We start from the raw sequence: 14,390 nt of genomic DNA, 5'->3' as shown, positions 1-14,390 counted from the left end.
CAACATGGTAGACCTTGACGGAGCGCTCGCTCCGCCTTGACTTGAGTTCGTGAAACAACAGGCAGGGGCCATGAATACAATAGATGGTGGGTGCCCGCGACAGGTGGTCATGAAGGGCGGGAGAAGTCGCCGACAGGGTGGCTGGCAGCCGGGAGTGGTTCGGCAATGACAGAGCGCAGCACCGATCCGGATATCGCCCTGATGACCGAAATCGCCTCGCTGTATTACATCGAGGGCGAGACCCAGGAGACGATTGCAGGCCGGTTGGGGCTCTCCCGCGTCAAGGTCGGGCGACTGCTCAAGCGGGCCCAGAGTGAAGGCATTGTGGATGTCAGGGTGCGTCAGCATCCTTCGGTCTCTACCGAGATCGAGCAGGCGCTGGTCGAGCGCTTTGGTATCCGTCGAGCGCTGATTGCGCTCGACCACTCCGATCCCGATCGCCAGCGTCATGAGGTCTGTAGCCTGGTAGCGGATCATCTGTCACGTACCCTCGATGATGGCACGCTGGTGGCCGTCGGCATGGGGCGCAATGTCGGCACCGTGGCAGATAACGTGTTCACCCAGCGGACCCGACGCTGCTCCTTCATTTGCGCCATCGGTGGCTCGCTGCGTGCCGGTGAATACATGAATCCGGATCATATCTGTCGGCGGCTGGCAGCCCGTTTCGGCGGCGAGAGTGAAACCCTCTATGCACCGGCCATGGTTGCCAACGCCGAGTTGCGCGATGCCATGCTGGCCAATCCGACAGTACGCCAGACACTGGATCGGGCACGGCGAGCCGATATCGCCATGATCGGAGTCGGCGATCTGTCCGAGGACAGCAATATGGTGCGTATGGGCTGGTTCTCTCCCCAGGAGATCGCCGAGGCGCGGCTATCGGGTACCGTTGGCGACATGATGGGGTATGACTTCATTGACCTGAACGGACAGCCTTCGCAAACCCCCATGCAGAGCCGGGTCATCGGGCTGACCATTCCTGATCTGGCGCGTATCCCTGAAGTCATTGCGATTGCCAGCGAGAGCACCAAGGCCGCTGGTATCCTCGGGGCGCTGCGCACTGGCGTGATCGATGTGCTGGCCACCAGCGCCACCAATGCCCATACCATCCTGCATCTGGATGAGGCCTCCCGCCCCGGCTGAGCCCCCTGCCTTTCCCTCACCTTGTAGCGCCCTGAGCTGCCAGCCGGTTATCAGGGCGCCGGTGCCGGGCCGATGTTCAATCATGCCAGCCGCTCTCATGCGCGCATGATGCCCTCTGCCATTGCGTACGATTGCCGGTCATGTAGAGCCGCAATACAGCGTTCTGCTTTGGTCTTATTCGATTCCCCGAGGCACCGAATACGCCTTTTTTATCAGCAACATGAGGCGTTAGACAAAAGTCGGTTAGTTATCTCGGTTGACTGTTAACAATGAACCCGGGTATTGCTGTTCGGGCACTCGGGGACGGGTATGGAAGCCATGGAACCCGGCCCGAACGACAACGATCCAGGGGGCAGTCATGAAGCAGGCATTTCTTACGGATAGCGCCGCGGTAGCCGATATCGGGTCGGGAAGGTTGCGCAAGGGCGTGGCACTGGCAGTAGGCCTGAGTCTGGGCGTATTGGCGAGCGGTGCCCAGGCTGGGCAGACACTGGTGTTCGGCCATGGGGCGGCGGAAGGCAATCCGCGCTCGCTGGCGGCTGAACGAATGGCCGAGCTGGTCGACAAGTACAGCAATGGTGATCTCGAGTTGCGTATCCAGGGCGCCGAGCAACTGGGGTCGGATGTCCAGATGCTGCAACAGGTGCAGAGCGGTGCCATTGGCCTGACAGCCAACAGCCAGGGGGCGCTGGCCACCATCGTGCCCAAAGCCAACGTGTTTGGCCTGCCGTTTCTGTTCGATTCGCCACAGGCGGCCTGGCAGGTGGCTGATGGCCCGATCGGGGATGAGGTAAAAGAACAGGCCGAACAGCGTGGGCTGAAGGTGCTGGCGTGGTGGAGCAATGGCATGCGTCAGTTCACCAACAACGTGCGACCGATCCAGGCACCCGGGGATCTCGAAGGGCTCAAGATGCGCACCTCGCAGGACGCCGTGACCATCGATACGCTGCGCACGCTGGGTGCCAATCCCACGCCAATGGCCTTCGGCGAGCTGTATGTGGCGCTCAAGCAGGGCACGGTGGATGGTCAGGAGAATCCGGTCGTCAACATCATGTCCAGCCACCTGGATGAGGTGCAGAAGTATCTATCCCTTTCCGATTACCGCTACGAAACCACGCCCGTAGTGATCGGTTTGCCCACCTGGCAGCGTCTCTCGGAAGAGAATCGTCAGGCATTGGCGAAAGCTGCCCGTGAGACCACCGCTTTCCAGCGTCAGACTCTGCTCGACCAGACCGATGAGCTGCTGAAGAAGATCCGCGAGAACGGCGCCATGAAGGTCAATACGGTCGATACCGAGGCCTTTCGCAAGGCGACCCGGCCGGTTTACGACACCTGGCAGGAAAAACTGGGTGGCATTGTGAACCGAGCGCAGAAAGCTGCTCAGGACGCCAATCAGAGCACTGCTGACAGTCGTCGCGATGATCACTCCTGATGGTACTGGGCCCGGCTCCGCCGGGCCCGCGAGGAAGATATCCGGATTCGGCTCGCGGAGGGAGAGACATGGCGCATGACGTGATGCATGACAAAAGCGGTAGCAGCCAGCACGAACAACGTCTGCAGGCATTGTCACGAGTGCTGAAGCGAGGCCGTGAACTGTTCTATCTGCTCGGCAGTCTCGTGGTCGTGGTCACCACGGTCGTCATCGGCACCACGCTGATGGCCGGGGTGATCGTGCGCTACTTTCTCGCCGGATCGCTGGCCTGGGGCAATGAGCTGCCTGTCATCCTGTTCCCGTGGCTGGTCATGGGGGGTGTGGTCATGGCTGCCGCTCGTCAGCAGCATCTGGGGGTGGACTTCTTCGTGCGTCGCCTGCCGACCGGCGTGGCCAAAGGGGTGGCTGTGCTGATGCAGATGCTGGTGATCGGCCTGATGGGCATGCTGATCTACCAGTCGCAGTCGCTTTTGATGTTCATGCAATACCAGAGCTCTCCGGTGCTGGGCTGGCCAGCCAGCTGGGCCTTCTACAGCCTGCCGCTGGGCGCCGCCGGGGTGATGATGATCGCGCTGCTTGAGCTGGTGGCGGTTGCAGCAGGCTGCCTTGTTATCCCGACAGAGGAGAACGACTCATGACGCTGCTGGCGCTCCCTGTCTTTCTGCTGCTGTTGGCACTGGCGTTACCGATCGGGTATGCCCTGATGGCCGCCAGCAGCGCCGGCATTCTCGTCAGCGGACAGTATCCGCTGTCGATCGTGGCTCAGCGGCTGTTCGATGCTACCCAGAGCTCACTGCTGCTGGCGATACCGTTTTTCATTCTGGCTGGCGAGCTGCTGATTTCGGGGGTGCTCGGCCAGCGCATCATCCATTTCGCCAGCCTGCTGGTCGGGCGGGTGCGCGGGGCACTGGGCCAGGTCAGCGTGGTGACCTCGATGCTGTTCGCCGGCGTTTCGGGCTCGGCCGTGGCCGACGCCTCGGCATTGGGATCGGTACTGATTCCGTGGCAGAAGCGCGAGGGTTATCCGGCGCCCTTTGCCTCGGCGGTCAATGCCGCCAGCTCCGTGATCGGCGTCATCATTCCGCCCTCGATTCCATTGATCATCTACTCCAGTGTCTCTCAGGTCTCGGTGGGCGCGCTCTTCCTGGCGGGGCTCATCCCGGGGCTGATCTTCGGCATCGCCAGTCTGGCGGCGGTCTATCTGATCGCCCGGCGCAACGACTTTCCTCGCACCGAACAGAGCTTTTCACTGGCAGCCGTGGTGCGGGGATTCCTGAGCTCGCTGCCGGCGCTTTTCATGCCGGTCATCATTCTCGGCGCCCTGATCGGTGGGGTAGCGACGCCGACCGAAATCAGTGTAGTGGCCGTGTTCTATGCCCTGATCGTGCGACTGTGCTATCGCGATCTTTCCTGGCGCGGCGTGTTGGGATCGATTCTGAGTGCCGGCCGTGCCACCGGGGCCGTCATGCTGCTGATCATGGCCTCCTCGGTGCTCGGCTGGATCATGACCGTGGATCAGCTGCCCTCCCGGCTGGTGGATACCATTAACGCCATGGGGCTGCCGGATGTGCTGATCATCGTGTTCATGAACCTGCTGATGCTGGTGGTCGGCGCGGTCATCGACATGACCCCGGCCATTCTGCTGCTGGCGCCGATCCTGATGCCGCTGGCGCAGGCGATCGACATGAGCCTGATTCAGCTGGGTATTCTGATGGTGCTGAATCTGTCGATCGGGCTGTTCACGCCCCCGGTGGGGACAACACTGTTCATCTCGTCGTCGATCGCAGGGGTCCGGATCGAGGAGACGGCGCGAGCTCTGGTGCCGTTTTATATCTTCGCGATCATTGTTCTGCTGATGGTCAGTTATGTACCGGCCCTGATTGTGGGCGCCTGAGGGCGCCTGCCGTGCGGCAGCCCAGGAGAATCGCTGTGCCCGAATACGATGTTAACAGTCAACACAAATCCGCAAGGTTCAGATCACACGGGGGAGAGGACGTGGCGCCGCAGACAAGCAACGCGAAGCTGGCAGAAGCCCTCGGTCTGTCGGTCAGTACCGCCGCCTGGGATGGCTACGAACTGCCGGAAGCCCTGGCGTCGATGGCGCGCCTGGGCATTACTGGCGTGGAAATCGCTTATATCCGGGGATATGTCAACGAATTTACTGACAGCGATCTGAATACCGCGCTGGCCCGGGAACTGCGCCATGAGATGGCACGCCATGGTCAGCACTGCCGGGTCCTGTCGGCGCATATCGACCTGGGGGAGCCCGGGGCGCTGGAAAGTTTCGCCGTGCGGGTGCGCTTTGCCGCCGAGCTGGGTGCTGACTATCTGATTACCAATGCCGCCAGCCGAGCCGGCAGTGACCGCTTTTTCGCCAATGCCGACGCCATGGCCGATCTGGCCCGCGAGGCCGGCGTGCGGGTCTGTCTGGAGAACCCCGGCGATGGGAGCGACAACCTGCTCGATCGGGCCGCTGATCTGCCCGCGGTGCTGGAGCGGCTTGACCGGGCGGTCTTCGGCATCAATTACGACCCCGGCAATCTGGTCTCCCACCGGCCGGCGCTTGAGCCGGTCGAGGATGCGCTCGAAGCCGTGGCTCTGAGCGATCACTTTCATCTCAAGGCCGTGCACCGTGATACGGAGGGCTATCGCTTTGCCCCCATGGGGCAGGGCGATATCGATTACGTCCCGATTCTCGCCGCGATTGCAAAACGACGCCTGCCCTTCAGCCTGGAACTGCCTTTTCGACTGAGGCGTGACAGTCACGCTCAGCCCTGGAAAGGCAGCGCGCCCCTGGCGCTCGAGACCATCGAACAGGGCGTGACCGATTCACTGCAGTGGCTCCGGGCGCACTACCCGGGCCTTCAATCTCTCTGATGGAGAAATCAGCATGACCCAGCTGCTCGACAACAAGGTGTGCATCATTACCGGCGGGGCTGGCCCGCGAGGCATTGGCAAGGCCACCGCCAGACTCTTCCATCAGCATGGTGCCACGGTGGTTATCGCCGATCTGGACGAGGAGAAGAGCCGTGAAGCGGCGGCCGAAATCGCCGCCGAGCGGACCATGGGAGTGGCCTGTGATGTGACCGACAAGGCCTCCTGTGAAACTGCCGTCAAAGCCGTCATGGAGCGTTACGGCCGCGTTGATGTCCTGATCAATAACGCTGGCATTACTCAGCCTTTGAAGACTCTGGAGATTTCCCCGGAAAACTACGAACAGGTCACTGATGTCAGCCTGCGCGGTATGCTCTACATGTCACAGAGCGTGCTGCCACACATGGCGGAACAGCGCGGCGGTGCCATCGTCAACACCTCTTCGGTCTCCGCCCAGCGGGGTGGCGGCATTTTCGGCGGTCCGCACTACAGCGCCGCCAAGGCGGGCATGCTGGGGCTGGCCAAGGCCATGGCGCGGGAATACGGGCAGTACAATATCCGCATCAACTCGGTCACGCCCGGTCTGATCCAGACCGATATTACCGGCGGCAAGCTCACCGACGAGATGAAAACACAGATCCTGACCGGCATTCCGCTGAATCGATTGGGTGATGCCCAGGATGTGGCAAAGGGCTTTCTGTTTCTGGCCTCGGATCTCTCTTCCTATACCACCGGTGCCGTGCTGGATATCAATGGCGGTATGCACATGTACTGATCATTGGTCCAGGTGTAATGTTGACTGCCGCCGGCAGGTTGCCGGCGGCGCCTGCCTACCCCTCCGCGCGCTGTTCCAGTGCCGTCATCAGACGCCTGGCCGCTTCATCCATGTGTTCCACCAGCACCTGCTCGATATGGGCTGCATCGTTCTCCGCCAGAGTGCACACAATCAGGTCATGGCGATCGGCGGCCATGTTGTGCAGGGCGTGCTCCAGCCCGGCATGCATGATCGAGATCCGTATGGGGCCTTCCAGCGTCAGCCAGGTGGTCAACAGGGCCTGATTGCCACTGAGTTCGCATAACGCGCGGTGAAAATTCAGGTCGGTTTCGATCTGCTCGATCAGATTATCCTGAACCTCGTGCATCCGCCTGACATGTGCTTCGAGCGTGGCAATACGCTCGTCACGATCGGGCTGTTCGCACAGGGTGCGGGCGGCCAGCGCTTCCAGAGCGGCTCGCACCCGGTAAATGTCGCGAATCTCCGACTCTTCGATGTGACGTACGCTGAGCTGTCCGCGTGAGCCGGCCACCAGCAGCCCCTCCTGTTCGAGACGGCGCATGGCCTCACGCAGGGTGCCACGACTGACGCCGAAGGCTTCGGCAAGTTCGGTTTCGACCAGATGGTGCCCGGTAGGCAGCTGGCCGGAAGTGATGGCTGAACGCAGGGCGTTCAGGCACTGATCGCGCAGGGTCGTGCGCTGAAGGTTTCTGATCATGGTCCGGTCCCCTGATTGATCCGGCCGGGAATAATGCATTCGATGAAAGTGCGCCTGATGTGAACTGTCAACAAATGAATCATCGGATGGCTCAGTAGAATGATCAAATGTGTATATGTTGAACATATGCCCCGGGCATTCTTTCTCTGATTGGTGGGGCAGATGGGCAAGGCAAAGACGATGACTTTAGTCTTGCAAGACTTTGGTATAAGGCAATAAAAATTTTTCAAAACATAAAGTTAACAAAAGTTACTCTAAAGTCTTAGTGTTGCAGGGGCTCTCTCCAATTGAAGTCAGGGCGGTAATCAGGTTATTTCATTTGCACATTATTGGATCAAATGATTACACAGCTTACGGAGACTGCCATGACCGATACCGTTTCCTCTACTTCTACCCGTGGCGAGCAGGGTGAACTGCCAAAGGTCATGCATGCGGTGGTGGCTTATGGCCCCGGTGATTATCGCTATGAAGAAGTGCCGGTGCCCGAACTGGAAAACGACCACGAGATTCTGGTGCGGGTCGAGGGATGCGGTATCTGTGCCGGGGATATCAAGTCCTTCGATGGCGCCCCCAGCTTCTGGGGGGATGAGTATCAACCGCCCTATATCAAGGCACCGATGATCCCCGGGCATGAATTCATCGGCCATGTGGTCAGGGTTGGCGATGCGGTAACGGACTACAAACCCGGTGATCGCGTGATTTCCGAGCAGATTGTGCCGTGCTGGAACTGCCGCTTCTGTAACCGCGGGCAGTACTGGATGTGCGAAAAGCACGATCTTTACGGCTTCCAGAACAATGTCAACGGCGGCATGGCCGAGTACATGAAGTTCACGAAGGAGGCGATCAACTACCACGTGCCCGAGGATCTGCCGCTGGAGAAGGCGATTCTGATCGAACCCTACGCCTGCTCGCTGCATGCCGTGCAGCGCGCGCGGATCGAGCTGGGCGATGTGGTGGTGCTCTCCGGGGCCGGCACCCTGGGGCTCGGTATGGTCGGGGCGGCGAAAAAGGCGGGTGCCGAGAAGCTGGTCGTACTGGATCTCTTTGACGAGCGACTCGAGCTGGCCCGGAAATTCGGAGCCGACCTGACGCTTAATCCCGGGCGCGATGATGTGGTCTCGATCATCAAGGAGATGACCGAGGGCTATGGCTGTGACGTCTACATCGAGGCGACCGGGCATCCGAAGTCCGTGGAGCAGGGGCTCTCCATGATCCGCAAGCTGGGACGATTTGTGGAGTTCAGCGTGTTCAAGGATCCGGTCAGCGTCGACTGGAGCATCATCTCCGATCGCAAGGAACTCGACCTGCTGGGCTCGCACCTGGGGCCGTACTGCTATCCGCTGGTGATCAACGGTATCAGCGACGGCAGCTTCCCGACCGAAGGCGTGGTGACCCACAAGCTGCCGCTGTCACAGTTCGAAGAGGGGTTCGAGCTGATGAAGAGTGGATCGAAGTCACTGAAGATCGTGCTGATTCCGTAAGCGGCGTGCCGCCGCCAGGGTGCGCGGTGGCCCCGGGAAGATCTTCAGTCATTGGCTTCGCTTCAGGAGAGTGCCTTACATGAGCTCGCAAACTGCTACCAGATCTGCCGGCAGGCTGCGTCGAAAGCGTGGACCGCTGATCGCCGCCGGTGTGGCTATCGTTGTGGCGATTGCCATGGCGATGGATGTCACTGTCGTTCCGATCGGTTCGGAATCATCACAGAGCGATCAGTTCTCGCCCGAGCAGTACGGGGCGGAACAATTCCCCCTTATTCGTGACAACGTCGAAAAACGTGCCGTGCCGGCCGAAAAACTCTCGGAAGCGCTTGCCGAGGACAGGAATGCCGCTGGTGAGCAGTATGGCGTTCCCGGCGGCATCGGCCCGATTCTGCCGGTACGTTTTACCGGCGAGGTCGGGGAGGGCAAGTCCGGCATCTATACGGTGAATGTCGAGGGTGTGCCCCAGGAACTGACGATCCGGGTACAGACCGGGCCGGCCATCAATGGCACGGCGCTGCGTGATGCGACCGGAGATATCGACTTTGGTCAGTTCACCAATCAGATCGAATATCAGAACGCTGGTGCGGCCATTAATGATGCGATGAAGAAACAGGTTCTGGCGGATGTGGATACCGACAACCTGAGCGGCAAGACGGTCTCGGTCGTCGGTGTGTTCCAGCTCATCAATCCGAAGAACTGGCTCGTTACCCCGGTCAGGTTGGAAGTGCAATGAGTCGCACGGAGTCCACGATGAACGAGCAACCCATGAATCGGCCGGTCGACGATGATGCACCCGACGAGATCGTGCTGTCAGCGCGTCACATCGCCAAGTCCTTTGGCAGCGTGCAGGCGCTGAAAACCGTCAACTTCGATATCCACAAGGGGCGGGTCACGACCCTGTTCGGTGAAAACGGTGCCGGCAAGTCGACATTGATGAAGATCCTCTCGGGGGTCATCCAGCCCTCTTCGGGTGAGATCATCCTCGATGGTCGCCCGGTGAGCTTCTCCTCGACCGTCGATGCACAGCGCCACGGCATTTCGATCATTCACCAGGAGTTGAGCCTCGCGCCCAACCTGAGTGTGCGTGACAACATTTTCATGGGGCGCGAGCTGGGTGGGCCGGGAGGCGTGGATTACGCCGAGGAAGCCCGTCAGACGAAGGCGCTGATGGAGGAGCTGGATGAGCCGATCGATCCGCTGACACCGGTCGAGGATCTGCGTCTGGGCCAGCAGCAGATCGTCGAGATCGCGCGGGCGCTCTCGGTCAATTCGCGCATTCTGATCATGGATGAGCCGACATCGGCGCTCTCTGCCTCCGAGGTCGAGGTGCTGTTCCGGGTTATTCGCGACCTGAAAAGTCGCGGCGTATCAATTGTTTACATCTCCCACCATCTCGAAGAGGCGCTCACGATCACCGATTACGCCGTGGTGCTGCGGGATGGTGCGATGACGGCCCATGGTCGCCGCTCCGAGATCGATCTCGAGTGGATTGTGCGCCACATGGTAGGTGAAAACTTCGATCTCGGCTCGCCGCCGACCGGCCATCAGATGGGAGAGGTTGCCCTGTCACTGGAGGATATCTCGGTAGCCGATGTGGCGGTGCCCGAGCGCTCTGTGGTGGACCACCTGTCACTTCAGGTGCGTGCCGGTGAGATTGTCTGCATCTATGGCCTGATGGGGGCCGGTCGTACCGAACTGCTCGAATGTGCCGCCGGCCGCGTTCACATGAGTGGGGGCCGGGTGATGCTCGAAGGCGAGGATGTCTCGCAGCTGAGCATCGCCGAACGCATCGCACGCGGGCTGGTGCTGGTACCGGAAGATCGTCAGCGGGATGGCCTGGTGCAGACCATGTCGGTAGGCCGGAACCTGTCGCTGGCCAGTATTGGCGCTTTCACCCGCTGGTTCACGACGTCGCATCGACGTGAGCAGAGCGTGGTACACGAGTCCATTCGCAATGTGCATATCAAGACCGACGGTCCGGAAGCTGCCATCGGGTCGCTCTCCGGCGGTAATCAGCAAAAGGTGGTCATCGGCAAGATGATGGCGACTCATCCCCGGGTGGTGCTGCTCGACGAACCCAGTCGCGGCATCGATATCGGCGCCAAGGCCGAGGTGTTCCGTCTGCTCAGTGAGGGGGCCTCCAACGGATTGGCGGTGGTGTTTTCGACCTCCGAGCTTGCCGAGTGTCTGAGCGTGGCCCACCGGGTGATCGTCATGAGTCGCGGGCGCATTGCGGCGGAATTCGGCGCCGACGTTACCAGAGAAGAAATCATGGCCGCCTCCGGCGAAGCCGTGGTCGCCTGATCAAACTGTACAGCGGGGTTTTCATCATGTCCGACAGCAGTCAGACCGCTTCCGGAGAGCAGTCGCGCAAAGGGCGCGGCAATTTCGATCTGGGCCGCATGTTGCTCGAAGGGCGCGCCTTTTTCGCCCTGATTGCCATCATCATTATTTTCTCGATCCTGTCGCCTGTTTATTTTTCAACCAACAATCTGCTGACCATGTCCTCCCACGTGGCCATCTTCGGCTTGCTGTCGCTGGGGATGCTGCTGGTCATCCTGACCGGAGGGATCGATCTTTCGGTAGGGTCGACGCTGGGCCTGTCCGGCATGGTCGCCGGCTTTCTGATGCAGGGTGTGACGCTGGAGTCTGCCGGCGTGACGCTCTACTTCCCCGTGTGGGCAGTGGTCATCCTGACCTGTGCGCTGGGGGCCTTTGTCGGGGCGATCAACGGCATCCTCATTGCCTGGTTCAAGGTGCCGGCGTTCGTGGCCACACTCGGTATGCTTTATGTCGCGCGTGGCGCAGCGTTGCTGATGACCAATGGTCTGACCTACAACAATCTCGGTGGCAGCCCGGAACTGGGCAATACCGGCTTCGACTGGCTCGGTTTCAATCGTCTGTTCGGCGTCCCCGTCGGGGTGCTGATCTTCGCTGCGGTCGCGATCATTCTGCTCTTCATGCTCAATCGCACCCCCTTCGGTCGCTGGATCTACTCCACGGGGGGCAATTCGCGGGCGGCAGAGCTCTCCGGGGTACCGGTCAAGCGAGTGCAGGTATCGGTCTATGTGCTGTCGGGGATCTGCGCCGCCATCGCCGGTCTGGTGCTCTCTTCGCAGCTGACCTCGGCCGGGCCGACAGCCGGTACGACCTATGAGCTGACTGCCATTGCCGGTGTGGTCATCGGCGGCGCGGCGCTGACCGGTGGTCGGGGTAACGTGCGCGGCACGCTGCTGGGCGCCTTCGTGATCGGCTTTCTCTCCGATGGGCTGGTCATTATCGGCGTATCGTCCTACTGGCAGACCGTTTTCATGGGCTCGGTAATCGTGCTCGCCGTGCTGCTCAACAGCATTCAGTACCGTGGTCGGAAGAAGAGTGCCAAACCCGCTTCCGGCGATAAAAAGGCTTCTCCGCAATCGGGGGCGGCGGGCTGAACGCTCCCCCGTTGTGGAAAGGACCGGGCCGGCCTGCCGGCACTACATCATGCAAGCAAGGGGAACTCATCATGTTCAGGAATGCCAAACGCCTGCTGATCGCGTTGCTGGCCGTGAGTACCGTACTCTTCGGCGGCAGTGCGCTGGCTCAGCAGCAGAACAAGGGATTGATTTCGATCATCGTCAATGATCCCTCCAACCCTTACTGGTATACCGAGGGCCAGATCGCGAAGAAGACGGCTGAAGAATTGGGATACACGGCCAACGTTAGTGCCCACAAGGGAGATACCAATACCGAAAGCCGCCAGATCGACACCGCCATCACCAATCAGGCCAAGGCCATCATTCTGGATCCGGCCAATGCCGATGGTTCGGTTGGCGCCGTACGCAAGGCCGTCAATGCCGGTATTCCGGTCTTCCTGGTCAACGCTGAAATCAATCAGCAGGGCCTGGCCAAGGCACAGCTGGTCTCCAACAATGCTCAGGGGGCTGCATTGGGGGCTCAGCAGTGGGTTCAGGCCGTGGGCGACTCGGCCAGGTATGTCGAGCTCAAGGGCGCGCCGTCGGATAACAATGCCGCTACCCGTTCCAACGGGTACAAGACCGTGCTGAGTCAATATCCGGATCTGCAGAAGGTCGGCGAAGATGTTGCCAACTGGGATCGCACCCAGGGCTACAACAAGATGCAGAGCCTGTTGCAGGCGCATCCGGATATTCAGGGCGTGATCAGCGGCAATGATGAAATGGCACTGGGCGCCATTGCGGCCCTCAAGGAAGCTGGCAAGCTCGACAATGTCGTAGTCGGCGGCTTTGATGGTTCGCCGGATGCCGTGGATGCGGTCAAATCCGGTGAGCTGGCCTATACCGTGCTGCAGCCGGTGGCTATCTTCTCCGAGCGTGCCGTGCGTCTGGCCGATCAGTATATTCGTACCGGCAAGACCGGGCTCAAGAACGAAAAGCAGCTGTTCGACTGCCTGCTGATCACGCCGGACAATGTTGATCAGGTCACCTCGCCGTTCGTGATCGAGCAGTAATCGAGCTTACTGAACGTTCATTACTTTCAGACGAGGCGGCGACCCATGGGGTCGCCGCTTTTTTTGATGCCGACTGCATTGTGATGACCGCTAATGGAGTCCGTGAGAGAACCTGGTGCTTTACCGAGTGCTCAGAAGCGTGATCATTTGTTCCGGGCGTTATCTTTTGTATTAAAGGTGAAAGCCGCTCGATATTGGCCTGAATGACATCACTGCAGGCCTGCAGCCATGGCCTTTTGACCGCAGCTACAATAGGTGAGTCTAAAGTATAAGCGCCTCTGGCTTGATGGTCATCATGCCTGCCTGCACTGTTATCAGTACATATGATCGAATTCTGTTCAGATGATTATGCAGCGGGAGAGCAGTCATGAGTGATACGACGACCCATCAGCGCAGCCAGGCGTCTACCGAAGAGATTCCTGCCACCATGCAGGCCGTAGTGGCCTATGGCCCTGGCGACTATCGCTATGAGGAAGTGCCGGTCCCCGAGCTGGAGAACGAGCACGAGATTCTGGTGCGAGTCGAAGGCTGTGGGATTTGTGCCAGTGACATCAAATCCTTTCACGGCGCGCCCAGCTTCTGGGGTGATGAATTTCAGCCGCCCTATATCAAGGCGCCGATGATTCCAGGGCACGAATTCCTGGCGCGCATCGTCAAGGTGGGGGCGCAGGTCGAAGGGTTCAGCGTCGGAGATCGCGTGATTTCCGAGCAGATCGTGCCGTGCTGGAACTGCCGCTTCTGTAACCGCGGGCAGTACTGGATGTGCGAGAAGCACGATCTCTATGGCTTCCAGAACAATGTCAACGGCGGCATGGCCGAGTACATGAAGTTCACGAAGGAAGCGATCAACTACCACGTGCCCGAGGATCTGCCGCTGGAGAAAGCGATCCTGATCGAGCCCTACGCCTGCGCCCTGCATGCCGTGCAGCGCGCGCAGATCGAGCTGGGCGATGTGGTAGTGCTCTCCGGCGCCGGCCCGCTGGGGCTCGGCATGGTTGGCGCAGCGAAAAAGGCGGGTGCCGAGAAGCTGGTCGTGCTGGATCTGTTCGACGGCCGACTCGACATGGCGAAGCAGTTTGGTGCCGATGTAGTGCTCAATCCGAAAAAGGATGACGTGGTCAGTATCGTCAAGGAGATGACCGGCGGCTATGGCTGCGACATCTATATCGAGGCGACCGGCCATCCCTCCTCGGTCGAGCAGGGGCTCTCCATGATCCGCAAGCTGGGACGCTTCGTGGAGTTCGGTGTCTTTGGTGATGCGGTGTCAGTCGACTGGAGCATCATCTCCGATCGCAAGGAACTCGACCTGCTGGGCTCGCATCTGGGCCCGTACTGTTATCCGCTGGTTATCGACGGTATCAGTGACGGCAGCTTCCCGACCGAGGGGGTGGTGACCCACAAGTTGCCGCTGTCGCAATTCCAGGAGGGCTTCGAGCTGATGGAAAGCGGTGCCAATTCGATGAAAGTGATCCTCATCCCCTGAAGTACGAATCAGCCCACGT

At 60.2% G+C, this 14,390-nt stretch carries 13 protein-coding genes; 12 read left to right on the top strand and 1 reads right to left on the bottom strand.

What is annotated here, in order from left to right:
* Positions 1-165: 165 nt before the first annotated feature.
* The 6 genes from FY550_RS15050 (at position 166) to FY550_RS15025 (ending at position 6,221) form a co-directional block, all read left to right on the top strand.
* Entirely contained in the window at positions 166-1,140 is a 975-nt protein-coding gene (locus FY550_RS15050; protein ID WP_070979563.1) for a sugar-binding transcriptional regulator, read from the top strand.
* Positions 1,141-1,498: 358 nt separating this feature from the next.
* A complete protein-coding gene (locus FY550_RS15045; RefSeq protein WP_084388170.1) occupies positions 1,499-2,572 on the top strand; it encodes a TRAP transporter substrate-binding protein in 1,074 nt (357 codons plus the stop codon).
* A 68-nt stretch (positions 2,573-2,640) separates the two neighbouring features.
* Entirely contained in the window at positions 2,641-3,210 is a 570-nt protein-coding gene (locus FY550_RS15040) for a TRAP transporter small permease (protein WP_070979561.1), read from the top strand.
* Positions 3,207-4,466: a TRAP transporter large permease gene (locus FY550_RS15035; RefSeq protein ID WP_070979558.1), complete on the top strand. Its 1,260-nt coding sequence runs from the start codon at positions 3,207-3,209 to the stop codon at positions 4,464-4,466. Before FY550_RS15040 ends, FY550_RS15035 begins: the two co-directional genes overlap by 4 nt.
* 101 nt (positions 4,467-4,567) lie before the next feature.
* The gene (locus tag FY550_RS15030) at positions 4,568-5,449 is read left to right on the top strand and encodes a sugar phosphate isomerase/epimerase family protein (RefSeq protein ID WP_084388168.1); all 882 of its coding nucleotides are present in this window, start codon (positions 4,568-4,570) and stop codon (positions 5,447-5,449) included.
* 13 nt (positions 5,450-5,462) lie between these two features.
* A complete protein-coding gene (locus tag FY550_RS15025) occupies positions 5,463-6,221 on the top strand; it encodes an SDR family NAD(P)-dependent oxidoreductase (RefSeq protein ID WP_070979556.1) in 759 nt (252 codons plus the stop codon).
* A 55-nt stretch (positions 6,222-6,276) separates the two neighbouring features.
* Here the strand turns inward: FY550_RS15025 and FY550_RS15020 are convergent, their stop codons facing one another.
* Positions 6,277-6,939, bottom strand: coding sequence for a GntR family transcriptional regulator (locus FY550_RS15020; protein WP_070979554.1), 663 nt, complete (start codon positions 6,937-6,939; stop codon positions 6,277-6,279).
* 365 nt (positions 6,940-7,304) lie between these two features.
* On the opposite strand from FY550_RS15020, the gene FY550_RS15015 reads away from it, so the two are divergent.
* From FY550_RS15015 to FY550_RS14990, 6 genes are all read left to right on the top strand, one after another.
* Positions 7,305-8,420, top strand: coding sequence for an MDR/zinc-dependent alcohol dehydrogenase-like family protein (locus FY550_RS15015; RefSeq protein ID WP_149054637.1), 1,116 nt, complete (start codon positions 7,305-7,307; stop codon positions 8,418-8,420).
* Positions 8,421-8,499: 79 nt separating this feature from the next.
* Positions 8,500-9,153 (top strand): DUF2291 family protein, encoded by a 654-nt coding sequence (locus FY550_RS15010; RefSeq protein WP_070979540.1) that lies wholly within the window; start codon positions 8,500-8,502, stop codon positions 9,151-9,153.
* Between the two features lie 17 nt (positions 9,154-9,170).
* Positions 9,171-10,724 carry a sugar ABC transporter ATP-binding protein gene (locus FY550_RS15005; protein ID WP_199287815.1) on the top strand — a complete coding sequence of 518 codons (1,554 nt, stop codon included), beginning with the start codon at positions 9,171-9,173 and terminating at the stop codon, positions 10,722-10,724.
* A 26-nt stretch (positions 10,725-10,750) separates the two neighbouring features.
* Positions 10,751-11,854 carry an ABC transporter permease gene (locus FY550_RS15000; RefSeq protein WP_070979534.1) on the top strand — a complete coding sequence of 368 codons (1,104 nt, stop codon included), beginning with the start codon at positions 10,751-10,753 and terminating at the stop codon, positions 11,852-11,854.
* Positions 11,855-11,925: 71 nt separating this feature from the next.
* On the top strand, positions 11,926-12,888 hold the full coding sequence (locus tag FY550_RS14995) for a D-ribose ABC transporter substrate-binding protein (RefSeq protein ID WP_070979532.1): 963 nt from the start codon (positions 11,926-11,928) through the stop codon (positions 12,886-12,888).
* Between the two features lie 367 nt (positions 12,889-13,255).
* Positions 13,256-14,371, top strand: coding sequence for an MDR/zinc-dependent alcohol dehydrogenase-like family protein (locus tag FY550_RS14990; RefSeq protein ID WP_070979529.1), 1,116 nt, complete (start codon positions 13,256-13,258; stop codon positions 14,369-14,371).
* Positions 14,372-14,390: the final 19 nt, after the last annotated feature.

The organism is Kushneria phosphatilytica, from assembly GCF_008247605.1.
In the GTDB taxonomy this organism is placed as follows: domain Bacteria; phylum Pseudomonadota; class Gammaproteobacteria; order Pseudomonadales; family Halomonadaceae; genus Kushneria; species Kushneria phosphatilytica.
This window is presented reverse-complemented; position numbering and strand designations above follow the sequence as displayed.

Excerpts from the sequence above, each read along its gene's own strand:
- FY550_RS14995 (WP_070979532.1), top strand. The coding sequence starts at position 11,926 with ATGTTCAGGAATGCCAAACGCCTGCTGATCGCGTTGCTGGCCGTGAGT.
- FY550_RS15010 (WP_070979540.1), top strand. The coding sequence starts at position 8,500 with ATGAGCTCGCAAACTGCTACCAGATCTGCCGGCAGGCTGCGTCGAAAG.
- FY550_RS15020 (WP_070979554.1), bottom strand. The coding sequence starts at position 6,939 with ATGATCAGAAACCTTCAGCGCACGACCCTGCGCGATCAGTGCCTGAAC.
- FY550_RS15015 (WP_149054637.1), top strand. The coding sequence starts at position 7,305 with ATGACCGATACCGTTTCCTCTACTTCTACCCGTGGCGAGCAGGGTGAA.
- FY550_RS15035 (WP_070979558.1), top strand. The coding sequence starts at position 3,207 with ATGACGCTGCTGGCGCTCCCTGTCTTTCTGCTGCTGTTGGCACTGGCG.
- FY550_RS15000 (WP_070979534.1), top strand. The coding sequence starts at position 10,751 with ATGTCCGACAGCAGTCAGACCGCTTCCGGAGAGCAGTCGCGCAAAGGG.
- FY550_RS14990 (WP_070979529.1), top strand. The coding sequence starts at position 13,256 with ATGAGTGATACGACGACCCATCAGCGCAGCCAGGCGTCTACCGAAGAG.
- FY550_RS15025 (WP_070979556.1), top strand. The coding sequence starts at position 5,463 with ATGACCCAGCTGCTCGACAACAAGGTGTGCATCATTACCGGCGGGGCT.
- FY550_RS15045 (WP_084388170.1), top strand. The coding sequence starts at position 1,499 with ATGAAGCAGGCATTTCTTACGGATAGCGCCGCGGTAGCCGATATCGGG.
- FY550_RS15005 (WP_199287815.1), top strand. The coding sequence starts at position 9,171 with ATGAACGAGCAACCCATGAATCGGCCGGTCGACGATGATGCACCCGAC.
- FY550_RS15040 (WP_070979561.1), top strand. The coding sequence starts at position 2,641 with ATGGCGCATGACGTGATGCATGACAAAAGCGGTAGCAGCCAGCACGAA.
- FY550_RS15050 (WP_070979563.1), top strand. The coding sequence starts at position 166 with ATGACAGAGCGCAGCACCGATCCGGATATCGCCCTGATGACCGAAATC.